The organism is Leifsonia sp. P73 (assembly GCF_051059105.1).
Taxonomy (GTDB): Bacteria; Actinomycetota; Actinomycetes; order Actinomycetales; family Microbacteriaceae; genus Leifsonia.
On the sequence record NZ_CP194931.1, the window covers coordinates 3,074,816 to 3,097,433 of the forward strand.

The following is a 22,618-nucleotide window of genomic DNA, read 5'->3' on the forward strand; positions in this document are numbered from 1 at the left end:
CGGACATGGCAGAGCACAACGAATGGTTCTTTCCGCGCGGCGCGCTGACCGACCGCTGGTGGGAGTCCGTGGTCGACGACACCCTCGACGGCTGGCAGCACACCGGGCTCCGGGTCGCGGAGCTCGCCGGCAACGCGGTCGAGCTGGAGGCCGGTGACGTCGAGCGCATCGTCGTCCCGCTCGCCGGAACGTTCGCGGTCGGGCACGAGGGGAGACCACCCATCTCGCGGGCCGGTCGAGCGTGTTCGACGGGCCGACCGATGTGGTCTATGTCGGCGCCGGGAACGGTCTGACGATCAGCGGGTTCGGCCGGATCGCCGTGGCGGAGGCACCGACGCGCGTGCGCAAGCCGTCGGTGTACATCGCGAAGGATGCGGTGCCCGTCGAGCTGCGCGGCGCCGGCCGGGACAGCCGTCAGGTGCACAACTTCGGCACTCCGGGCGCCTTGGACGCGGTCTCCCTGATCGTGTGCGAGGTCATCACTCCGGCCGGCAACTGGTCGTCCCATCCCGCGCACAAACACGACGAGGACGTGCCGGGCCACGAGTCCCGGCTCGAGGAGATCTACTACTTCGAGTCGGCTCCGGTGCGCGGTGCGAACGCTCCGGCGACAGCCGACGCCTTCGGCAGCTTCGCCACCTATCGCTCGACCGCGGGGGACATCGAGACCAACGCGCTCGTGCGCACCGGCGACATCGCCCTGGTGCCGTTCGGCTACCACGGTCCCGCGGTCGCCGCGCCCGAGTACGACCTCTACTACCTCAACGTCATGGCCGGCCCCGGCGAGGAGCGCGCCTGGCTGATCAGCGACGATCCGCGCCAGGCGTGGGTGCGCAGCACGTGGGAGGTCGCGGAGCAGGACCCCCGCCTCCCGTATTCGACGAGCACGATGACCACCGCCCCCACCACCGAAGGAGCCGCCCGATGACGACCCGCAGGATGACGGTGGCCCAGGCGCTCGTCGAGTTCCTCGCCAATCAGTGGACCGTCGACGGAGACGTGCGCGAGCGCACCATCCCCGGGATGCTCGGCATCTTCGGGCACGGCAACGTCGCCGGCATCGGGCAGGCGCTCAAGCAGGCGAACGTGCAGGACGCGGCCCGGATGCCGTACTACCAGGCGCGCAACGAGCAGGCGATGGTCCACCAGGCGGTCGGCTTCGCGCGCATCCATCGCCGCCGGGCCACGCTCGCCTCGGCCGCGTCGGTCGGGCCGGGCGCCGCCAACATGATCACCGGCGCCGCCCTCGCGACGGCGAACCGCCTCCCGGCACTGCTTCTGCCGTCCGACACCTTCGCGACGCGCGTCGCCGATCCGGTGCTCCAGCAGCTGGAGCACCCGCACGACCTCGGCATGCAGGTGACGGACGCCTTCCGGCCGGTGTCGCGGTTCTTCGACCGCGTGCAGCGGCCGGAGCAGCTCTTCTCCATCGCGCTCGCGGCGATGCGCGTGCTGACCGACCCGGCCGAGACCGGAGCGGTGACCATCGCGCTGCCCGAGGACGTGCAGGCCGAGGCGCTCGACGTCCCGGTGGAGTTCCTCGCTCCCCGGGAGTGGCACATCCGCCGTCCGCTTCCGGAGGGCTGGGCGCTGCAGGCGGCCGTCGACGCGATCCGCAGCGCGCAGCGTCCCGTGATCGTCGCGGGCGGCGGGGTCCTGTACTCGGGGGCGGAGGACGCGCTGCGCGCGTTCGTGGAGGCCACCGGCATCCCAGTAGGCACCACGCAGGCCGGCGGGGGCTCGCTGAGCTGGGACCACCCGCAGTACCTCGGCGGCGTCGGCGCGACCGGCACCACCGCCGCCAACCGGATCACGGCGCAGGCCGACCTCGTCATCGGCGTCGGCACCCGCTACAGCGACTTCACCACCGCCAGCCGTACGGTCTTCCAGAACCCGGACGTGCGGTTCGTGAACCTCAACATCGCGCCGTTCGACGCCTACAAGCACGGCTCGCAGCTCCCGCTGATCGCGGACGCTCGGCAAGCGCTCACGGCGCTGGCCGAGGCCATCGCCGGGTACACGGTGCACCCCGGCTACGCGACGTGGATCGCCGAGGAGAAATCGGAGTGGGACGCCGTCGCCGACACGGCGCTCGCGCCGACCGCTCTTGAAGGCGAGTCCGCGCTCATCGGGCAGCCGCAGATCATCGGGGCGGTCCAGCGCGCCTCCGACCCGCGCGACGTCGTCGTGCAGGCGGCGGGCTCCCTGCCCGGCGACCTCCACAAGCTGTGGCGCGTCCGCGACCCGCTCGGCTACCACGTCGAGTACGCGTTCTCGTGCATGGGCTACGAGATCGCCGGTGGGATGGGCGTCAAACGCGGGCTGGAAGCGGCCGGCGACGACCGCGACGTCATCGTCCTGGTCGGCGACGGCTCCTACCTGATGCTGCACACCGAGCTCGCGACCGCCGTCGCGGAGGGCATCAAGATCGTCGTCGTGCTCATCCAGAACCACGGCTACGCCTCGATCGGGCACCTCTCCGAGACAGTCGGCTCGCAGCGCTACGGCACGCGCTACCGGTACCGCGACGAGGCCGAGAGGAATTTCGAGCGCGGGGACTTCCTTCCCGTCGACCTCGCCGCCAACGCACGCAGCTTCGGCATCGACGTGATCGAGCTCGCGCCCGGCCCCGATGCCGCCGCCCGGCTGGAGGAGGCCGTCACGGCGGCCAAGGCATCCACGACCTCCACGCTGATCCACATCGACTCCGACCCGTTCGTCTATGCGCCCGATGGCGAGGGCTGGTGGGACGTCCCGGTCGCGGAGGTCTCCGCGCTGGAGAGCACGCGGACCGCCCGCGCCGCCTACATCCGACAGCAGAAGCAGCAGCGGCCCCTGCTCGGTTGAGCGCGCCGCACCGAACCACGACCACCACAGCCACCGAAGGACGACGATGACCGACACCGCCACCGACCACCGCGCGCCCGGGGCGCACACCTCCGGCCTCCGCATCGGCACCGCGCCCGACTCGTGGGGCGTGTGGTTCCCCGAGGACCCGCGGCAGACCCCGTGGGGCCGCTTCCTCGACGAGGTCCAGGCCGCCGGGTACCACTGGATCGAGCTCGGGCCGTACGGCTACCTCCCGACCGATCCGGCGCAGCTTCTGGACGAGCTCGCCAAGCGGGACCTGCAGATCAGCGGCGGCACCGTCTTCACCGGTTTCCACAAGGGCGCCGACCAGTGGGACCGCGCCGTCGAGCAGGTCGAGAAGGTCGCCGCGCTCACTCGCGCGGTCGGCGGCGAGCACATCGTCGTCATCCCCGACCTCTGGCGGTCGGAAGCCACCGGCGAGCCCCTGGAGCCGCGCACGCTGACCGACGAGCAGTGGACGTCGCTCGCGTCCGGGCACGACCGCCTCGGTCGTATGCTGCTCGAGGAATACGGTCTCCGCCAGCAGTTCCACTCGCACGCCGACTCCCACGTCGGCACGCACCGCGAGGTCCAGCGCCTGCTCGCGCAGACCGACCCGCGCTATGTGAACCTCTGCCTCGACACCGGCCACTTCGCCTACTACGGCGGCGACAGCGTCACGCTGATCCAGGACCACCCGGAGCGCATCGGGTATCTGCACCTCAAGCAGATCGACCCGGAGCTGCGCTTCGAGGTGCTCAAGAACGACGTCGCGTTCGCGGACGCCGCGATCGACGTGATGGTCGAGCCGCCGGCCGGCATCCCGGACTTCGCTCCGATCATCGAGGCGGTCGCCGCCATCGACCCGGAGATCTTCGCGATCGTCGAGCAGGACATGCCCGGCATCGACATCGACGTGCCGCTCGGGATCGCCACCCGCACCCGGCAGCACATCTTCGGATGCTCCCCGCTCACCCGCACCCGCTGACCCTCGCCCGCTGACACCCTCCGCCACGCACAGAATCGAGCCGTAACCGCATGACCACCAGCAACCAGGACCTCCGCGTCGGCGTCGTCGGCGCCGGGCAGATGGGCGCCGACCACATCCAGCGCATCACCCGCACGATCAGTGGGGCCACCGTCTCCGCGATCGTGGAGCCGGACGCCGGGCGGGCGGAGGCCGCGGCAGCCGCGGCGCCGGGAGCGCGGGCCTTCGCGAGTGTCGAGGATGCGCTGGACGCATCCGCCCTCGACGCGGTGATCATCGCGACGCCCGGCCAGTTCCACGAGCCCGTGCTGGTGCCCGCGCTGGAGGCGAAGCTCCCCATCCTGTGCGAGAAGCCGCTGACGCCGGACAGCGCGTCGTCGCTGCGCATCGTGGAGTTGGAGCAGAAGCTCGACCGCCCGCACATCCAGCTCGGCTTCATGCGCCGCTTCGATGAGGAGTATCGCGCGCTGCGCGAGCTCATTGTGGGCGGCGACGCGGGGGAGCTGCTGATGCTGCGCGGCGTGCACCGCAACCCGTCGGTGCCCGACAGCTACACCCAGTCGATGCTCATCACCGACTCGGTCGTGCACGAGTTCGACGTCATGCCGTGGCTCGCCGGCTCGCCCGTGCGCAGCGTCGAGGTCAAGTACCCGCGGCGCAACGACCTCGCGCCCGAGCGGCTCCGCGAGCCCATCCTGGTGCTCATCGAGCTGGAGAACGGCGTGCTGGTCGACGTGGAGATGAACGTCAGCGTGCGCTTCGGCTACCAGGTCGGCACCGAGGCGGTCTTCCAGACCGGCGTCGCGCGGATCGGCCAGCCGTCCGGCCTGCAGCGCTGGTCCGACGCTGCGTTCTCGATCGCCGAGCACACGACCTTCAAGACCCGGTTCGCCCGCGCCTACGACGCCCAGGTGCAGGCGTGGGTGGACGCCGTGCGCGACGGCTCGCTCATCGCCGGGCCGAACGCGTGGGACGGCTACCTCGTCGCCCTTGCGTGCGAGGCGGGCGTCCGGGCGCTGGAGCAGTCGGGTCCCGTCCCCGTCGAGTCGGTCGCGCGCCCCGCGTTCTACGCCTGAGCCGAGTCGATCAGCGGTCGACCAGGGTGAGCTCGAACGAGTAGAGGTCGGGCCGGTACACGTGCCGGCCGAACTCGACCGCCCGGCCGGAGTTGTCGAACGCGGTGCGCGACATGGTGAGCAGCGGCGACCCGCGGCGGATCTCCAGGAGGTCGGCCTCGTTCGCATTGGCGGCGCGGGCGCCGATCCGCTGGTTGGCGACCCGGATGGCCACGCCGCGCGCCTTCAGCAGCTGATAGAGGCCGCGCGTCTCCAGGTCCTCGCGCGAGATGTCGATGAAGTCCTCGGGAAGCGTGTTCTCGAGGATCGCCAGCGGCACGCCGTCGGCCGACCGCAGCCGGGTGAGCTCCAGCACCGGATAGCCGAGCTTGACGCCGAGCTCGCGCGCCGCGGTCTCGTCCGCGATACCGATCTCGTAGGAGATGACGCGGGTTGTCGGTGTCTGCCCCAACTGGCCCAGGTCCTCGTAGAGGCTGGTCAGCTCGACGTTGCGGGTCACCCGGCCGTGGACGACCTGCGTCCCGATCCCGCGGCGGCGGACCAGGAGGCCCTTGTCGACCAGCTCCTGCAGCGCGCGCCGGATGGTGGGACGCGACAGCCCGAGTCGGTTGCCGAGCGAGATCTCGTTCTCGAGGCGCGATCCCGGAGGCACCGTCTCGGCGCGGATCGCCGCCTCCAGCGCCGTCGCGAGCTGGTAGTAGAGCGGCACCGGGCTGGACTTGTCGAGGCTGTCGAACAGGTCCACGGGCAGCGGGTACTCGGCTTGCATCCGCGTCCTCCACAGGTCGGTCCAAATGTCAGAACAACCGTACACCTTGTGGATGTTGTCAGCCCGTGCGCACGCCCGCAGGCCTATTCGGCGGCGCTCAGCGCGATGGTGCCGATGCCGAGGGCGGCCAGGATCGCGGCCGAGACGCGTTCGAGCGTCTTGGTCACCGCCGGCCGTTTGAGCCAGAGCACCGCCCGCGACGCGAGCAGCGCCACCACCGTCAGATACGCGGCCGCGACGACCGCGTCGATCGCGCCCAGCAGGAGGGTGTTGCCGATCGCGGCGCCGTCATGGGGGACGAACTGCGGCGCGATGGCGAGGAAGAACAGGCCGACCTTCGGGTTCATCACCGTGGACAGCACCCCCGCGAGGAAGCCGGAGTGAAGGCTGGTCGTCCGCACCCTCGTCTCCGGCCCCTGGGCGGCGTGCCGGCGGCTGGCGATCAGCGCCGCGACGCCGAGGTAGATGAGGTAGAGGCCGCCCGCGATCTTGACGACGCGGTAGACCTCGGCCGACTGCTCCAGCAGCGCGGCCAGCCCGAACGCGACGGCGAGCGCCCACAGCATCGAGCCGACGGCGGACCCCGCCGACGCCGCGAGGCCGGCGCCCGGGCGGGCCAGGCTGTAGCGGAGGACAAGGAACGTGTCGGGGCCGGGCGTCACCGCCAGGATCGCGCAGAGGCCCGCGAAGGCCAGGAGGGCGGGGGCTGTCATGCAGCAAGTGTAGGGGGCGTAAGGATTCAGTGGTCCGGCCGTGCGAATCTCCTCCGTGAACCACACCCCAGGAACGGCCCTCACCGGACGCGTTATGATCGCGCCCATGGACAACACGGAGCAGGTCGCGCTGGATGACAGCGTCGCCCGCTCCGAACCCGCTCCCACCGACCCGGCCGACACGGCGATCGCAGCGGTCGAGGAGCAGTTCACCATCCTCTTCAATCGCGTGAGCGCCGGGATGCGCGAGCGGTCCGCGCGCGTGCACCCCGACCTCCAGCCGGTCGGCTTCAAACTCCTGAACACCCTGGTGCGGACCGGGCCGGTGCACGCGGGCGCGCTCGCCGGGGAGCTCGCGACGGACAAGAGCGTCGTCAGCCGCCAGGTCCGCATCCTGGAGGAGCTCGGCTTCGTCGAGCGCCGCACCGATCCGGCCGACCGCCGGGCCAGCTTCCTGGTCGCGACGCCCGCCGCGATCGAGCGCGTCAACGAGGCCCGCGCCGCCGACCAGGCGCAGCTCTACCGCAGCCTCCGCCAGTGGGGCCGGGACGACGTCTCCCGCCTCGCCACCCTCCTCGCCCGCCTCAACCAGTCCTGACCGCGAGACGGCGCAAACTCGCCCCGAAACCGCCGAGTGGGCGGAGAATCCGCCGCTTCGGCGGGTCAGCGGGCCGGGAGGCGCAGCTCGAGGGCGGTCCCTGTGGGGCCGGTGGAGGCCACGCGGACCTCGCCGCCGTGGCGCACCGCCACCTCCCGCACGAGCGCGAGGCCGATGCCGAAGCCCGATCGGGAGGGGCCGGCGGTCGTGGCCGCGGGCGCCGCACGGGCGAACCGGTCGAAGATCCGGGCCGGGTCGATGCCCTGGATTCCGGGTCCCTGGTCCGCCACCGTCAGGTACGCCGAGCGCCCCTCCCGCCGGATCGTCGCCGTCACCACGCCGCCGGCAGGGGAGTGGGCGACCGCGTTGTCGAGCAGCGCCGTCGCGCAGCGCTGCAGCGTCGTCGCCGGGATGTCGCTCGCGACCTCGTCCCGCACCTCCAGCAGGACGGTCACCCCGGCCTGCCCCGCGAGCACCCCGAGCGATTCGACCGCCCGCCTCACCGGATCGGACAGCTGCACGGGGCCGTCCGACGCCGCGGCGCGCTCGCGTTCGGGGTCGGCGGCGAGCAGCAGGTCGTCGACGACCTCGATCAGCGTTCGGGTGTCGTCGCGCAGCTCCGCCACCGTCGCGGTCGACGGGTCGCCGTCCGGGAGGCCGCGCTGCAGCACCTGGAGCCGCGCGTCGAGCACCGCGAGCGGCGTCCGCAGCTCGTGGCTGGCGTCCGCGACGAAGTCCCGCTGCCGGCGCAGCGCCTCCCCGAGCGGCCGCACCGCGCGCCGGGTGACCACCACGGCGAGCACGCCGGCGACGATCACCGCCAGCACGCCGACGACGATGAACGCGATCATCGCGTCCACGGTGTCGATGTAGATCTTGTGCTCGCCGGGGCGCGGGGCCTCCTGCAGCTCCGACGGCTGGAGCTGGTCCAGCACGAAGAAGAACGCCACCCCGATCGCCGCGACCACCAGCGCGCCCGAGGCGATCGTGAGCTGGAGGCCGACCGTGCGGGAGGCGCGGCGGACCTCCCGGAAGTCGACGTCATCCCGCCTGGTCACAGCTGCCCCAGCCGGTAGCCCTCGCCGCGCACGGTCGCGATGATCTCCGGATCGGTCTTGCGCCGCAGGTAGTGGACGTAGGTGTCGACGGTGCCGGGCTGCTCGTCCGCCTCGAACACCGCCTCCAGGATGTGCGCGCGCGAGAACGTCCGCAGCGGGCTCTCGGCCAGCAGCCGCAGGAGGTCGGACTCCCGTTCGGTGAGCTGGATGCGGCCCTCGTAGGGCGAGTAGATGCTGCGGCTCTCCGGGTAGAACCGCCACCCGCCGACCGGCAGCTCGCGACCCTCGCCGGTGAAGGTGCGGGTCAGCGCCCGCAGCCGGGCGAGCAGCTCGTCGAACTCGAACGGCTTGACCAGGTAGTCGTTCGCCCCGGCGTCCAGGCCTTCGACGCGGTCGCGGAGGGCGCCGAGCGCGGTGAGCATGATGATCGGCGCGACGACGCGGCCGTCGCGCAGCCTCCCGACGAGGGTCACGCCGTCGATGCCGGGCAGCCGGCGGTCGACCACCATCGCGTCGAACCGCTCCCGGAGCCCGACCGCGAGCCCGGCCTCGCCGTCGACCACGCGCGTCACGTCGTAGGCCTCCGACAGCACCTGCTCGATCAGCGGGCCGAGGCGCGGGTCGTCCTCGACGAGCAGCACGCGCAGTCGGGAGGCCTCCATGTCGTTCAACTTAGCGCGGCCTCCGCGGTTCGCGGCCGTGCGCGGGGTCGAGCCCCGGACCGATGAGCCGGAACCGCTCGAGCGGCGGTGCGATCAGCCGCAGCACGCCGGGCGATCCAGGTCGCCGCGGAGATCAGCCCGACGATCGCGAGGGCGGCCGCCGGCGAGAACAGGAGGTCGTCGGCCATCGCCACCGCGTCGAGGAACGGCGTGCGGGCTCCCTCGACGGCCTGGATCACGCCGAGGTCCCAAGCCGTGATCGCAGGCGTGGCCACGATCGCGAGCCCGGCGAGCACCACGAGCAGGACGACGATGAGCGGGAGGACGATGCCACGGGCGGTGGCGGACGGCGTGGCCGATCGGTTCTCGTCTCCGCCGAGCGCCCGGCGGGGTGTGGTCGCGGTCATCGCTCCCCCTTCGACCACCAGCCTGCGCGCCGCCTCCCCAGATGCCGCTCAGGATCCCCGGCCCCTCCAGCCCAAGGCCTCTCAGAGGATTCTGGGAGGCGATGCGGGATGCTGTCGGGATGCTCCGCAACAAGGTCCCCGCCGTCACGGCGCTGTTCTGGGTCACGAAGCTGCTGACGACGGCGATGGGGGAGACCACCTCCGACTACCTGGTCAAGAACTACGACCCGGTCATCGCGGTCATCGGCGCCTTCGTGGTGTTCGCCGCCGCCCTGGTGCTGCAGTTCGCCGTGCGCCGCTACATCCCGTGGGTGTACTGGCTGACGGTCTTGATGGTGGCGGTCTTCGGCACGATGGTCGCCGACGTCCTGCACATCGTCATCGGCATCCCCTACCTGGTGTCGACGGTCTTCTTCGCGGTCGTCCTGGCCGTCGTGTTCCTGGTCTGGTACCGCACGCAACGGACGCTGTCGGTGCACCACATCGACACGCGGCCCCGGGAGTTCTTCTACTGGTGCGCGGTTCTGGCGACGTTCGCGCTCGGCACGGCGGTCGGCGACCTCACCGCGACGACCTTCGGACTCGGCTACCTGGTGTCCGGCATCCTGTTCGGCGTGCTGTTCGCCATCCCGGGCGTCGCGTACCGCTGGTGGGGGTTCGGCGCCACCGCAGCCTTCTGGACCTCATATGTTCTGACCCGGCCCTTCGGAGCCTCGATCTCGGACTACCTGGCCGTCTCGCACGCGCGCGGCGGGCTCGACCTGGGCACCGGACCGGTCAGCCTGGTGCTGTTCGCGGCGATCGTCGTGTGCGTCGTGGTGATGAGCGTCCGCCGTCCCGCAGAGCCGGGGGCGACCGTCGCGGAGGGACGCGCGAGCTCCACGCTGGCCGCCGACTAGCCCACCTTCCCGGGTTCCCTTAAAGTCAGCCGCTGGTACCCTCGATCGGGTATGACGCCCGCGGACCCCCTCGCACGCGCGGCCGCCGCTCGGCAGGCCGTCGTGTCGCCGTACCCGCGGCGAGGCGGTCGAGCGCCCCGAAGGCGCCCCGGACCGCGCCAGCCGCACCCCGGAACGCGTCAGCACCCCGCCGGCGTCGCCGCCGTCCGCTGCAGCTCCCGCTCCACCACCGCCTGGGCGTCTCGCTGGCCGTGATCGCGCTGATCTGCGGCTTCTCGATCGTGCCGACCGACGCCGCGCTCGCCGCGACCGTGATCGGCCCGGAGGCCACGACCCTCGCCCCCGGCGCGCCCGCCTCGAACGCCGTGCAGCACCTCCTGGTGGACGCCACGATCGGCGCCCCCGTCGTGGACCGCGACACCCTCGGCGCCACCGACAGCATCCAGAGCCTCTCCCGCATCGGCACGAACGAGTCGTGGGCCGAGCTGGTGCTGATGTTCGGCGGCTGGCCGACGACCAAGCCCAACGTGGACTTCATGCTGCGCTGGATGCGCCAGGAGAACGGGCCGCCGGACTGGTGGAACCGCAACAACCCGCTGAACAACGGCTACGGCTCCGGAGGCGGCGCCGGCTTCGGCAGCTACCCGGACCTCGTGACGGCCGCGAAGTACTGCGCCGAGAACCTGCAGCGCGGCTACCCGGCCGTCGTCGCCGGACTCACCGCGGGCACGAGCGCCGACGTCACGGCCGCCGCGATCTGGGCCTCCCCGTGGGCGAGCAGCCACTACGGCTATGGCTCGCACTGGAGCACGTCCCCGGTGCAGATCGTGACAGCCCCCGCTTCCGCCTGGGGCAACTGACCGGAGCCGTCAGCGAGTGAGCTCGGAGGGCGCGCCCTCGCGGGTGATGATCGCGGCGTCGCCGTCCTCGTCCAGCTTCACGCCGAGGCGCTTGCGGAACGCCCGGGTCAGCACCAGCAGCGTGACGATCCCGATGCTCAGCCAGATCAGGCCGTAGGTGAGCGCGTCGAAGTGGAGGTTGGCCCACAGCACCCCGGTCAGCACCATCCCGATCCCCGGCAGCACGATGTTGCGGACGATCTGCTTCGCCCCGCGCACCTGCCGCTTGCGGATCGCGAAGTGGATGATGACCGTCGCGTTCACCATCGTGAAGGCGATGAGCGCGCCGAAGTTGATCATCGACGACACGAACTCCAGCGTGAACGCCGCCGCCAGCAGCGACACCGCGCCGACCAGCAGCACCGCCACGGCGGGCGTGCGGAACTTCGGGTGCACGAAGGACAGCGTCCGCGAGATGCGGCCGTTCCCGTTGCGCGCCATCACGTAGATCATGCGCGAGACGCTGGCGTGCGAGGCCAGGCTGGAGGCCACCGCAGCGGCGACCGCGGCGGAGATGAAAAGGATCTGGAAGAGCAGCCCGCCGGTCTTGAGCGCGATCTCCGGCAGCGTGTCGTCGGTGAAGTGGAAGCCGGCGAGCGTCGGGAAGCGCGACTGCGCGAACCACGCGGCGACGAAGAAGATCGCGCCGCCGATCATCAGCGCGAGCACGATCGCCTTGGGCACCGTGCGCGTGTCCTTGGCCTCCTCGGTGTACATCGTGATCGCGTCAAAGCCGATGAAGGAGAAGCAGACGACGGTCGCGCCGCCGATCACCGCGAGGATGTGGACGCCTCCGTGGAAGAGCGGCGTGAGGCTGAAGGCCGTCCCGTTGCCCGCCCCGGCGTTCAGCGACGCCCAGGTCAACGCCACGAACACGGCGATCAGGACGATCTGGAACGCCACCAGGACGCCGTTGACCTTGGAGGTGGACGACATGCTGAACAGGTTCATCGCCGTGATCGCCGCCACGTAGCCGACCACCCAGATCCAGCCGGGCACCTGCGGGAAGAACGACTCCAGATAGAGCCGGACGATGAGCGCGTTCACCAGCGGCAGCAGCAGGTAGTCGAGCAGCGACGACCAGCCGACGAGGAAGCCGACGTTCGGGTGGATGGTCTCCGACGCGTAGGTGTAGGCCGACCCCGCCGAGGGGAAGACCCGCGTCATCCGGCCGTAGCTCACCGCCGTGAACACCATCGCCACGAGCGCGAAGAGGTACGCGGACGGGACGACACCGTTGGTCTCCCCGGTCACGATGCCGAACGTGTCGAACACGGTCATCGGGGTCATGTAGCCGAGGCCGAGGCCGACGATCGCCCAGAGGCCGAGGGACCGGCGGAGTGCGGTGGGGGCGGGGTTGGTGGACACGCGAGCTCCTTCGCTGCAGTCGGGGACGTGCCATAGTAAGCCCACTTCGCAACGAAATCCGAATCGACAACGACGGATCGCATACCATATCGGGCGATTCGGCCGCGGAATACGTGGTGATTCGGCGTTTTGAGTGTCGATTCCGACAGTCGGCGAAAGCTACTTCGCCAGCCACTCCCGCAGCCGCGGCAGCGGCCACGTCGTCACGATGCGCTCCGCGGGGACGCCGTTCGCCGCCGCCCGCGCCGCGCCGTACGCGAGGAAGTCCAGTTGCCCCGGCGCGTGCGCGTCGGTGTCGATCGAGAACAGGCAGCCCGCGTCGAGGGCCCGCTGGATGAGGTCGTCCGGCGGGTCCTGCCGCTCCGGCCGCGAGTTGATCTCGACCGCGACGCCGTTCTCCGCGCACGCCGCGAACACCGCGTCGGCGTCGAACTCGCTCGGCGGCCGGGTCCCGCGCGACCCCTGGACCAGCCGTCCCGTGCAGTGGCCCAGCACGTTCGTGTGCTGGGCACGGATGCCCCCGAGCATCCGCGCGGTCATCGTGCGGCTGTCCGCGCGCAGCTTGGAGTGCACGCTCGCCACCACGACATCCAGCCGGTCGAGGAGGGCGGGCGTCTGGTCGAGCGTGCCGTCCTCCAGGATGTCGACCTCGATGCCGGTCAGGAGGGTCACGTCGCCGGTGTCGAGCCCGGCGATGATGTCGAGCTGCTCCTCCAGCCGCTCGGCGCTGAGACCGCTGGCGACCGTGAGCGTGGGGGAGTGGTCGGTGATCGCCTGGTACTCGCGGCCCAGCGTCGCGGCAGCGGCGGCCATCACCTCGATCGGCACCGTGCCGTCCGACCACTCGGTGTGGCTGTGGAGATCGCCGCGCAGCTGGGCGCGCAGCTCGGCCCCGCCGGCGTCGAGCGGCTCCGCGTTGCGTTCGCGGAGGTCGGCCAGGTAGCCGGGGACCTCCCCGTCGACGGCCTGCGAGATGACCTGGAAGGTGCGGTCGCCGATCCCCTTCGTGCGCTTGAGCCGCCCGTCCGCGACGCGTGCCGCGACCTCGGCGGTGCCGAGCGGCGCGATGATCGCGGCGGCCTTCCGGAACGCCTGGACTTTGAAGGAGGGGCGAGCTCGCGCTCCAGCCAGAAGGCGATCTCGTTCAGCGCTGCGACCGGTTCCATGCCCTCATGCTCCCACCCTGCCAGCGGTTACGGGGCGTTACGCGGGAGGGCGGCCGCGCGGGAGGGCGCCGCTAGCGTCGGAGGGTGAGCAGCGCGATCGAGAACCTGGGCCGCGAGTCCCGCCTCTACGAGCCGAGCGCCGGGTTCGCCGCGCAGGCGAACGTCGGGCCGGATGTGTTCGCCGAGGCCGCCGCCGACCCGGTCGCGTTCTGGGAGCGGCAGGCCGCCCGCCTCGACTGGGCCGAGCCCTGGCACACCGCGCACACCTGGGAGCCCGCCACCCCTGGCCCCGACGGCGCGCTCGGCATCCCGCGCGCCGAGTGGTTCGCCGGCGGGAGGCTGAACGCCGCCGTCAACTGCGTCGACCGCCACGTCGCCGCCGGCCACGGCGACCGCGTCGCGCTGCACTTCGAGGGCGAGCCGGGCGACCGCGAGACGGTCACCTACGCCGACCTCCAGCGCCGCGTCGCCCGAGCGGCCAACGCGCTCACCGCGCTCGGCGTCGGGGAGGGCGACCGCGTCGTCGTCTACCTTCCTGTGCTCGTGGAGACGGTCGTCATCACGCTCGCGATCGCGCGGCTGGGCGCCATCCACTCGCTCGTGTTCGGCGGCTTCTCGGCGGAGGCGCTGCGGTTCCGGGTGGAGGACACCGGGGCGAAACTGCTGGTGACCTCCGACGGGCAGTTCCGCCGCGGCGACGCGGTGCCGGTGAAGGCGCAGGCCGACGCCGCCGTCGCGGGCGTCGACGCGATCGAGCACGTGCTGGTCGTCCGCCGCACGGGCGGGCTCACCCCGGACATCCCGTGGACGCCCGGCCGCGACCTCTGGTGGCACGACGTCGTCGACACGGCCCCCGACGTCCACGAGCCCGCGTTCTTCGACGCCGAGACCCCGCTCTTCATCATCTACACCTCCGGCACCACCGGGAGGCCGAAGGGCGTCGTCCACACCACCGGCGGCTACCTCACCCAGGCGTCGTGGAGCCACTGGGCGCACTTCGACGCGAAGGACTCCGACGTCTACTGGTGCACCGCCGACCTCGCCTGGGTGACCGCGCACACCTACGTCCTGTACGGCCCGCTGTCGAACGGCGCGACCTCGGTCATCTACGAGGGCACCCCGAACACCCCGAGCACCGGCCGCCACTTCGAGATCATCGAGCGCTACGGGGTGACGACGTACTACACGGCGCCCACGCTCATCCGCACCTTCATGAGTTGGTTCCCGGACGGGCTCGCCGCGGCCGGCCCCTGGGACCTCTCCAGCATCCGGCTGCTCGGCACCGTGGGCGAGGCCATCAACCCGGAGGTCTGGGTCTGGTTCCGGGAGCAGCTCGGCGCCGGTCACGCGCCCGTGATCGACACCTGGTGGCAGTCGGAGTCCGGCGCGGCCATCGTCGCCCCGCTGCCCGGCGTCACCGCGCTGAAGCCCGGCTCGGCGACGCTCGCGGTGCCCGGCGTGACGGTGCGGGTGGTGGATGAGCGCGGGGAGGACGTGCCACGCGGCTCCGGCGGCTCCATCGTGATCGACGGCACCTGGCCCGCGATGTCGCGGACGGTCTGGGGCGACCCGCAGCGCTACCGCGACTCCTACTGGCGCACGTTCGCCGACCGCGGCTACTTCCTCGCCGGCGACGGCGCGGCGGTGGACGACGACGGCTACCTGTGGCTGCTCGGGAGGCTGGACGACGTCATCAACGTCTCCGGCCACCGGCTGTCGACCATCGAGATCGAGTCGGCGCTGGTCGCGCATCCGTCCGTCGCGGAGGCCGCCGTGGTCGGCGTCGGGGACGCGACCACCGGCCAGGCGGTGGCGGCGTTCGTCATCCCGGCCGGGGCGCTCGATCCCTCCGGCCTGCGCGACCAGGTGGCCCGCGCGATCGGCGCGATCGCGAAACCGCGCCACGTCGTGGTCGTCGACGACCTCCCGAAGACCCGCTCAGGCAAGATCATGCGGAGGCTGCTGGTCGACCTGTTCGACGGGCGGCCGCTCGGCGACACGACCTCCCTGCAGGACGAGACGGTGCCGGCGCGGATCGCGGAGGTACTGGCCGCCGGCCGCTAGCTCCGGAGGCGCCCGGAGGACTCCATGCCCACGGACGCCGCGAAGATCTCCTCGCGGAAGGCCGGCGCCGGCTGCGGCGACGCCAGGACGCCACCGGCGACCCCGAAATCCGTCAGCCGCGCGCGTTCGCTCATCCGGCCGCCGCGGAGCGGAACAAGGCGAAGGAGGTCTCGCCGACGATGACGCTCTCGCCGTCGTGGAGGGCGAGCTCCTGGTCGCTGGACAGCTCCAGCTCCCACTGCGCACCCGGAGGGTCGGGCAGCACGAACTCCACCCCGTTCCCTGCGGCGTTGAGCAGCAGGAGGAAGGAGTCCGCGCCCTCGTGCATGAGCACGAACGCGATCGAGCGCGCCTCCGGGTCGCTCCAGTCGTCGTCGGTGAACGACTCCCCGTCCGCACGCACGATCCGCACGGTGTCCGGGCCGCCCACGTCGGGCGCGTGCCGGTACCACTCGGGCCGGAGGGCGGGCTCGGTGCGGCGCAGGCGGATGAGCGCGGCCGTGAACGCGTGCAGGTCCCAGTCGGCGTTCGCCCAGTCGTACCAGGAGATCTCGTTGTCCTGGCAGTACGCGTTGTTGTTGCCCCGCTGGGTGCGGCCGAGCTCGTCGCCGCCGAGGATCATCGGGACGCCGGCCGAGAGCAGTACCGTCGCGAGGAAATTCTTCCGCTGCCGGACGCGGACCGCGAGGATCTCCTCATCGTCGGTCGGACCTTCCACGCCGTAGTTGCGCGAGCGGTTGTCGGACTCCCCGTCGCGGTTGTCCTCCCCGTTCGCCTCGTTGTGCTTCTCGTCGTAGCTGGTGAGGTCGGCCAGCGTGAAGCCGTCGTGCGCGGTGACGAAGTTGACGCTCGACAGCGGCGCGCGGCGCGAGTCCTCGTAGATGTCCGGGCTGCCGAGCACGCGCTGAGCGAGCGTCCCGAGCACGCCGGGGGTGCCGCGCCAGAAGTCGCGCACGTCGTCGCGGAACTGTCCGTTCCACTCCGACCAGTCGGCCGGGAACCCGCCGAGCTGGTACCCGGCGGTGTCCCACGGCTCGGCGATCAGCTTGACCCGCGCAAGGGTCGGGTCCTGCTGGATGAGCGTGAGGAACGCGCTGTGCAGGCTGGCGTCGCCGCCCTGCCGGGTGAGCGTGGTGGCCAGGTCGAACCGGAAGCCGTCGATGTGGTAGTCGTCCACCCAGTAGCGCAGCGAGTCCATGATGAGCTGCAGGGCGGCGGGATGGCTGACGTTGACGCTGTTCCCGGTGCCGGTGGTGTCGAAGTAGTGCGCGCGGTCGCCGTCGACGAGCCGGTAGTACGAGGGGTTGTCGATGCCCTTGAAGCTGTAGGTCGGCCCGAGGTCGTTGCCCTCGGCGGTGTGGTTGTAGACGACGTCGAGGATGACCTCCAGGCCGGCCGCGTGCAGCGCCTTCACCATGCCCTTGAACTCGTCCACCTGGTGCCCGGTGTCGCCGGTCGCGGCGTACTCGTTGTGCGGCGCGAAGAAGCCGATGGAGTTGTAGCCCCAGTAGTTGCGGAGGCCCTTCTCCTGCAGGTGCGGGTCCTGTACGAACTGGTGCACGGGCATGAGCTCGACCGCGGTGACCCCGAGGTTCTTGAGGTACTCGACGGCGGCCGGGTGCGCGAGGCCGGCGTAGGTGCCGCGGAACTCCTCCGGCACCCACTCCATCAGCTTGGTGAAACCCTTGACGTGGGTCTCGTAGATGATGGTCTCGCTGAGCGGGGTGAACGGACGCTCGTGGTCGCCCCAGTCGAACTCCTGCGGGTCGACGACGACCCCGAGGGCGACGTGCCCCTTCCCGTTGGTGTCGCTGCGCCGCTTGGGCCGGCCGAGCTGGTGGCCGAACACGGCCTGCGAGTTGTCCCACGACCCGGTCACGGCGCGGGCGCGCGTCGGCAGGAGGACCTTCGCGGGCGAGAAGCGGAGCCCGTTGGCGGGATCCCAGGGTCCGGCGACCCGGACGCCGTAGCGCGTGCCGGGGACGAGGCCCTGCACGTAGCCGTGGAAGACATGCCCGGTCCGGTTGGTGAGCTCGGTGCGGGTCTCCCGGCCGCGCCCGTCGAAGAGCGAGACGTAGACGTTGTCCGCGTTCTCGCTGTACACGGCGACGTTGGCGCCGCCCTCCACGAGCGTGATGCCGAGCGGATACGGCGCGGAGCCGTCGCGGCTCACCGGACCACCTGGGCAGTGCTGTTGTGCGCGGTGCTGCTGTGCGCGGGGTCGCTGAGCTGGGGGCAGAGCTGGGACACGGTGCCTCCGATGATCGGTAGACCGACACCCTACCTGCGCGCGCGGCAGCGGCGGAAGCGGTTGACACGGGTTTCGGCGCCAGCTAGGCGGCCGCGACGTACTCCTGCCGCACGGCGCCACCCGTGGCGTATTCGATGAAGCCGAAGTCCTGATCGGAGTTCAGGATCACGGCGTCGTTCGCCACGGCGTACGCGGCGATGAGGCAGTCGAACGCGCCAGCGGCGCGCACGCCACCGTTGTCCCAGAGCGACTCCTGGATGCCCAGTGCCGCGGCTGCATCCGGATGCTCCCATGCTGCGAGAAACTCATCCATGTCCTGCTGCAATTCCCTGTGCTCTTCGGGCGAACGGGCCGAGTGGCAGTACTCCAGCACCTGCGGCGGGCACGTGATCACCAGGTGCTGCGGGATGATCTCCCGCAGTCGCTTCGCGATCGCCGGGCTGCTGGACGCCTTCTGCCAGATGCTGTTGTCGACGAGGTAGGTGGTCACGAGTCGACCCCGGTGCCCGGTATGAACGTCGGCGTGATGGTCGGAGCATCGATCTGGTCCGGCTCGAAGCGGCGGGCGATGATGCGCTCGACGGCGGCCTGCTGACGGTGCATCGCGACCAGCCTCCGCAGCGCGATGTCGACGGCCTCCCGATTGGAGGATGCACCCGTGGTCGCCTTCGCCTGCGCGAGCAGATCCGGATCGATGTCGATCGATGTGATGGCCATGCCACCTCCCTCCAAGCTATATAGATCACTATATAGCGACGCGGGCGTTGCATACAACATGTCCTTCACCTTCCCACTCGTCTCACGCGGACCGCGCCGTCGAACACGGCCTCCGCCACCGTCGTATCGTCCGCGGCCGGGAGGCCGTCGCCGCTGAGGGCCGCCTCCACCCGGAGTCCCGCGCGGGTGAACCCGAACACGCCGTCCACGCAGCTGACGTCGGTCGCACGCGCGTCGGCCGGCAGCTCGCGGCGCAGCTCGATGAGGTGGCGGTACCAGGCGAGCAAGCGGGCGTGCGTCGGACGGCCGGGTTCGGTCCAATCGAGGCGGGCGCTTTCGAAGGTGGCCGGGTCCTGAGGGTCGGGGACCACGTCCGGGTCCCAGCCCATCCGGGCGAATTCCGCGATCCGGCCGGTGCGGGTGGCCTCCGCCAGCTCGGGCTCGGGATGGGAGCTGAAGAACGGCCACGGGGTGGTCGCGCCCCACTCCTCGCCCATGAACAGCATCGGCGTGAACGGGCCGAGCAGGATCAGGGCGGCGGCCACCGCGAGGCGGCCCTCGTCGAGCGTCGCCGTGAGCCGGTCGCCCACGGCGCGGTTGCCGATCTGATCGTGGTCCTGGCTGAACGCGACCAGCCGCGTGAACGGGATGTCGGCGTCGAGCGGCCGCCCATGATTCCGTTCGCGGAAGCTCGACCAGCTGCCGTCGTGGAAGAAGCCGCGCTCGAAGACCCTGATCAGAGCCTGCGGCCCGGCGAAGTCGGCGTAGTACCCGCTCGTCTCTCCGGTCAGGTTGACGTGGACCGCGTGGTGCACGTCGTCGTCCCACTGGGCGTCGAGGCCGTAGCCGTGGTTGCGCCGCTCGCGGATCAGCTTCGGGTCGTTGAGGTCGCTCTCGGCGATCAGGGTCGCCGGGCGCCCGGTCGTCTCGCGGATGCCGGCGGCCTCCTCGCGAGCGCCTCCAGGATGTGCTCGGCGCTGCTGTCGTGGAGTGCGTGCACGGCGTCCAGCCGCAGGCCGTCGACGTGCATGTCGCGCAGCCAGAACCGGGCGTTGTCGAGGATGAGCCGCCGGACCTCGCCCGAGCGGGGCCCGTCGAGGTTGACGGACGAGCCCCAGGTGTTGCGACCCTCGCTCAGGTAGGGGCCGAACATCGGGAGGTAGTTGCCGCTCGGCCCGAGGTGGTTGTAGACGACGTCCTGGATGACCGCGATCCCGCGGCCGTGGCATGCGTCCACGAACCGCTGGTAGGCGTCGGGACCGCCGTAGGGCTCGTGCACCGCGAACCAGAGGACCCCGTCGTAGCCCCACCCGTGCGGCCCGTTGAACGCGTTGACCGGCAGCAGCTCGACAGCCTCCACGCCGAGGTCCACGAGGTGGTCGAGCCGCGCGGCCGCGGCGTCCAGCGTGCCCTCGGGCGTGAAGGTGCCGAGGTGGAGCTCGTAGATCACCCGACCGGTGAGCGTCCCGGGGCGCCAGTCGTCGTCGGTCCAGGCGAAGGCGCCGGGATCCCAGGTGCGGCTCAGCGCGTGGACGCCGCCGGGCTGGCGCCGCGAGCGCGGGTCGGGGAAGGGGCCCGCTCCGTCGACCACGAAGCCGTAGTCGAGCGGGGCGCCGTCGAGGGGTGCGGGCAGACGCCACCACCCGCGCTCGTCCTTCTGGAGCGGATGCCTCCCGGATCCCGCGACCTCGACCTCCACCGCACCGGCGTCCGGTGCCCACACCGGGAAAGTGGCGCTCATCGGACCACCGCCAGCAGGGCGACCGGGTACTGGTCGAACAGCTCGGCGAGCCGTGCCCTGCCCCTCACCTCGCGCCCGGTCAGCTCGTCCCGATAGGTCGCCGGTCCCAGGTCGACCGCGGTGTCGCCCCATCCTCCCGCCTGAGCCAACCCGACCGGGAGCCGGGTGGCCAGCGTGACGGCCCCGCCGCGGTCGAACGCCACCAGGTGCTCCGCGCGCTCGCCGTCCGCCGTCACGGGCCGGTACTCCGCGAAGAGCTCCGGACGCTCGCGGCGCAGCCGCAGCGCCCGGGAGGTCAGGAGCAGTTTCGCCGCTCCCGACGAGTCGATGGGCGGTGCCCAGCCGTCATCGAGGTGGGCGAGCAGCCCGGCCGCGGCGTCGAACTCCACCGGGCGGCGGTTGTCCGGGTCGACCAGCGACCGCTCCCAGCGCTCCGAGCCCTGGTAGACGTCCGGGATGCCGGGCATGGTCAGCTGGACGAGCTTCGCGCCGAGGCCGTTGCTCGCACCCGGCGCGTCGACGATCGCGGCGATCGCCGCGACCTCCGCCGCCACGCGCGGATCGTCGAACGCCGCGTCCACCAGTTCGCCCATCGCGTCCTCGAAGGCGGCGTCCGGGTCGGTCCAGCTCGTGCCCGCGCCGGCCTCCCGCGCGGCCTTGAGGGCGTACGCCTGGAGGCGCTCCCGCGACGCGGGCCACGCTCCGACGATCGACTGCCAGAGCAGGTTCTCCAGCGACCCATCGCCGATCGACACGCGCTGCCGCACCGCCGCGAGGAACCGGCCCCAGCGCTCGGGCAGCTCCGCGAGCACGGCGATGCGCGCCCGGGTGTCCTCGCTGCGCTTGGTGTCGTGCGTGCTCAGGGTCGTCAGCGAGTGCGGGAGGTCGGCCAGTCGGCCCTGCTGGAGGCCGTGGAAGTCCGCCACGGACACCGCGAACTCCGACGGGTCGCCGCCGACCTCCGTCAGCGACACCAGCCGGGTGTACCGGTAGAAGGCGTTGTCCTCCACGCCCTTGGCCATGATCGCGCCGCTGGTCTGCTGGAAGCGCGCGGAGGCCGGCTCTACGGCACCATCGGAGCCCGGCGCGAAGGCCGTGCCGAGTGCGCGCAGCGCGTCGCCGAGGTCCGGCCGCGAGGCGGACGCGGCGTCGAGCGCCGCCCGCAGGTGGTCGTCGCCGAACGGGAGGTAGCTCCGATAGACCGGGAAAGCCGCAGCCAGCTCGGCCACGGCGTCGGCGAGGGAGTCGGAGTCGGAGTCGGAGTCGACACCCTCCCCGCCCAGGTCGCGCACGACACGCAGCACCTCCGATCGCAGGATCCCATCGGCCGCCGCCCGCTTGCGGCGGTGCACCAGCCCCGGCCAGTCCCTGCTCTCCTCGCGCGCGTCGTGCTCCTCCGCCAGCGCCGTCAGCGGCTCCTCGCCCGCCGGGTCGACGAACACCCGATCCACGAGCCCGAGCGCGTCGTACCCGGTCGTGCCGGCGATCGGCCAGCTCGGGATGCGCTCGTCGCCCTCCAGGATCTTCTCCACCCAGACCGGGCGCCCGTCGGCCAGGTCGGCGAGCCGCCGCAGGTAGTCTCCGGGGTCGCGGAGGCCGTCCGGGTGATCGACGCGGAGGCCGTCCACGAGCCCTTCGCGCACCCAGCGCGCGATCTCGGCGTGCGTGTCGTCGAAGACCCGCGGGTCCTCCACCCGCACCCCGGCCAGCGAGTTCACCGCGAAGAACCGGCGGTAGTTCAGCTCGGCGTCGGCCCGGCGCCACGAGATCAGCTCGTAGTGCTGGCGGGCGTGCACCTCGCGTGGCGACGCGAACTCGGTGCCGGGAGCAAGGGGGAACCGGTGGTCGTAGTACCGCAGCTCGCCGTCCACGACGCGCAGCGCGTCCTCCTCGTCCGGACCGTCGCCGAGCACCGGCAGGCGCAGCCGGCCGCCGCCGAACGCCCAGTCGATGTCGAAGTGCCCGGCGTACGCGGACTCCTGGCCGAAGCGGAGCACATCCCACCACCACGGGTTCTCCTGCGGCACGGCGACGCCGAGGTGGTTGGGCACGATGTCCACGATCACCTGGAGGCCGCGGCGGTGGGCGGCGTCCGCGAACTCGCGCAGCGCCTCCGGGCCGCCGCGCGACTCGTCCACCCGCGTGGGGTCGACCACGTCGTAGCCGTGCGCGGACCCCGCGGACGACTGGAGCAGTGGCGACAGGTAGACGGCGCCGACGCCCAGACGGCGCAGGTAGCCGAGCACTTGCGCGGCGTCCCTCAGCGTGAAGTCGGGCGTGATCTGGAGGCGGTAGGTGCTTTTCGGGACGTCGTGGCTCACACCAAGGATTCTTTCGCGCGGCGAACCCCGCTGGAAGGGGCTGGACATTCCCGTGGATAACTCGCGCTTGC

At 71.6% G+C, this 22,618-nt stretch carries 18 protein-coding genes and 3 pseudogenes; 8 read left to right on the forward strand and 13 right to left on the reverse strand.

Annotated elements, in window-relative coordinates:
• The first annotated feature begins 5 nt into the window (after window positions 1–5).
• The 4 genes and pseudogenes from iolB (at window position 6) to ACQ86L_RS15820 (ending at window position 4,914) form a co-directional block, all read left to right on the forward strand.
• Window positions 6–928: pseudogene (iolB, locus tag ACQ86L_RS15805) on the forward strand (5-deoxy-glucuronate isomerase).
• Window positions 925–2,847: a 3D-(3,5/4)-trihydroxycyclohexane-1,2-dione acylhydrolase (decyclizing) gene (gene iolD, locus ACQ86L_RS15810; RefSeq protein ID WP_434316264.1), complete on the forward strand. Its 1,923-nt coding sequence runs from the start codon at window positions 925–927 to the stop codon at window positions 2,845–2,847. The pseudogene iolB and the gene iolD overlap by 4 nt, the downstream one beginning before the upstream one ends.
• A gap of 46 nt (window positions 2,848–2,893) precedes the next feature.
• Window positions 2,894–3,838 (forward strand): sugar phosphate isomerase/epimerase family protein, encoded by a 945-nt coding sequence (locus ACQ86L_RS15815; protein WP_434316265.1) that lies wholly within the window; start codon window positions 2,894–2,896, stop codon window positions 3,836–3,838.
• A gap of 50 nt (window positions 3,839–3,888) precedes the next feature.
• Window positions 3,889–4,914, forward strand: a complete 1,026-nt coding sequence (locus ACQ86L_RS15820) for a Gfo/Idh/MocA family protein (RefSeq protein WP_434316266.1) — start codon at window positions 3,889–3,891, stop codon at window positions 4,912–4,914.
• A gap of 10 nt (window positions 4,915–4,924) precedes the next feature.
• Here ACQ86L_RS15820 and ACQ86L_RS15825 read toward each other — a convergent pair whose 3' ends face one another.
• Window positions 4,925–5,683, reverse strand: a complete 759-nt coding sequence (locus ACQ86L_RS15825; RefSeq protein ID WP_434316267.1) for a GntR family transcriptional regulator — start codon at window positions 5,681–5,683, stop codon at window positions 4,925–4,927.
• An 83-nt stretch (window positions 5,684–5,766) separates the two neighbouring features.
• On the reverse strand, window positions 5,767–6,396 hold the full coding sequence (locus ACQ86L_RS15830; protein WP_434316268.1) for a LysE family translocator: 630 nt from the start codon (window positions 6,394–6,396) through the stop codon (window positions 5,767–5,769).
• A 106-nt stretch (window positions 6,397–6,502) separates the two neighbouring features.
• Between ACQ86L_RS15830 and ACQ86L_RS15835 the strand changes: the two genes are divergently transcribed.
• A complete protein-coding gene (locus ACQ86L_RS15835) occupies window positions 6,503–6,994 on the forward strand; it encodes a MarR family winged helix-turn-helix transcriptional regulator (protein ID WP_434316269.1) in 492 nt (163 codons plus the stop codon).
• A 65-nt stretch (window positions 6,995–7,059) separates the two neighbouring features.
• On the opposite strand, the gene ACQ86L_RS15840 is transcribed toward ACQ86L_RS15835, so the two are convergent.
• From ACQ86L_RS15840 to ACQ86L_RS15850, 3 genes are read right to left on the reverse strand one after another with little or no spacing between them, the layout of a single operon-like run.
• Entirely contained in the window at window positions 7,060–8,052 is a 993-nt protein-coding gene (locus ACQ86L_RS15840) for a sensor histidine kinase (protein WP_434316270.1), read from the reverse strand.
• Window positions 8,049–8,714 (reverse strand): response regulator transcription factor, encoded by a 666-nt coding sequence (locus ACQ86L_RS15845; protein ID WP_434316271.1) that lies wholly within the window; start codon window positions 8,712–8,714, stop codon window positions 8,049–8,051. The genes ACQ86L_RS15840 and ACQ86L_RS15845 overlap by 4 nt, the downstream gene beginning before the upstream one ends.
• A gap of 5 nt (window positions 8,715–8,719) precedes the next feature.
• On the reverse strand, window positions 8,720–9,121 hold the full coding sequence (locus ACQ86L_RS15850) for a hypothetical protein (RefSeq protein WP_434316272.1): 402 nt from the start codon (window positions 9,119–9,121) through the stop codon (window positions 8,720–8,722).
• 101 nt (window positions 9,122–9,222) lie between these two features.
• Between ACQ86L_RS15850 and ACQ86L_RS15855 the strand changes: the two genes are divergently transcribed.
• Together ACQ86L_RS15855 and ACQ86L_RS15860 are read left to right on the forward strand one after the other, a co-directional pair.
• On the forward strand, window positions 9,223–10,020 hold the full coding sequence (locus ACQ86L_RS15855) for a COG4705 family protein (protein ID WP_434316273.1): 798 nt from the start codon (window positions 9,223–9,225) through the stop codon (window positions 10,018–10,020).
• A gap of 251 nt (window positions 10,021–10,271) precedes the next feature.
• Entirely contained in the window at window positions 10,272–10,880 is a 609-nt protein-coding gene (locus ACQ86L_RS15860) for a hypothetical protein (protein ID WP_434316274.1), read from the forward strand.
• 9 nt (window positions 10,881–10,889) lie between these two features.
• On the opposite strand, the gene ACQ86L_RS15865 is transcribed toward ACQ86L_RS15860, so the two are convergent.
• Both ACQ86L_RS15865 and ACQ86L_RS15870 read right to left on the reverse strand, forming a co-directional pair.
• Window positions 10,890–12,287, reverse strand: a complete 1,398-nt coding sequence (locus ACQ86L_RS15865) for an APC family permease (protein WP_434316275.1) — start codon at window positions 12,285–12,287, stop codon at window positions 10,890–10,892.
• Between the two features lie 159 nt (window positions 12,288–12,446).
• A pseudogene (locus ACQ86L_RS15870) lies at window positions 12,447–13,453 on the reverse strand (PHP domain-containing protein).
• A gap of 84 nt (window positions 13,454–13,537) precedes the next feature.
• Here ACQ86L_RS15870 and acs point away from each other — a divergent pair.
• Entirely contained in the window at window positions 13,538–15,517 is a 1,980-nt protein-coding gene (gene acs / locus ACQ86L_RS15875; protein ID WP_434316276.1) for an acetate--CoA ligase, read from the forward strand.
• Here the strand turns inward: acs and ACQ86L_RS15880 are convergent.
• From ACQ86L_RS15880 to treY, 6 genes and pseudogenes are all read right to left on the reverse strand, one after another.
• Window positions 15,514–15,651, reverse strand: coding sequence for a hypothetical protein (locus ACQ86L_RS15880; protein WP_434316277.1), 138 nt, complete (start codon window positions 15,649–15,651; stop codon window positions 15,514–15,516). The genes acs and ACQ86L_RS15880 overlap by 4 nt on opposite strands.
• Window positions 15,648–17,690: a glycogen debranching protein GlgX gene (gene glgX, locus ACQ86L_RS15885; protein WP_434316278.1), complete on the reverse strand. Its 2,043-nt coding sequence runs from the start codon at window positions 17,688–17,690 to the stop codon at window positions 15,648–15,650. The genes ACQ86L_RS15880 and glgX overlap by 4 nt, the downstream gene beginning before the upstream one ends.
• Window positions 17,691–17,850: 160 nt before the next feature.
• Window positions 17,851–18,258: a PIN domain-containing protein gene (locus ACQ86L_RS15890; RefSeq protein ID WP_434316279.1), complete on the reverse strand. Its 408-nt coding sequence runs from the start codon at window positions 18,256–18,258 to the stop codon at window positions 17,851–17,853.
• Window positions 18,255–18,485 (reverse strand): type II toxin-antitoxin system VapB family antitoxin, encoded by a 231-nt coding sequence (locus ACQ86L_RS15895; RefSeq protein WP_434316280.1) that lies wholly within the window; start codon window positions 18,483–18,485, stop codon window positions 18,255–18,257. The genes ACQ86L_RS15890 and ACQ86L_RS15895 overlap by 4 nt, the downstream gene beginning before the upstream one ends.
• A gap of 65 nt (window positions 18,486–18,550) precedes the next feature.
• Window positions 18,551–20,226: pseudogene (gene treZ / locus ACQ86L_RS15900) on the reverse strand (malto-oligosyltrehalose trehalohydrolase).
• Complete coding sequence (gene treY / locus ACQ86L_RS15905; protein WP_434316281.1) at window positions 20,223–22,547, reverse strand: malto-oligosyltrehalose synthase; 2,325 nt, start codon at window positions 22,545–22,547, stop codon at window positions 20,223–20,225. Before treY ends, treZ begins: the two are co-directional and overlap by 4 nt.
• Between the last annotated feature and the right edge of the window lie 71 nt (window positions 22,548–22,618).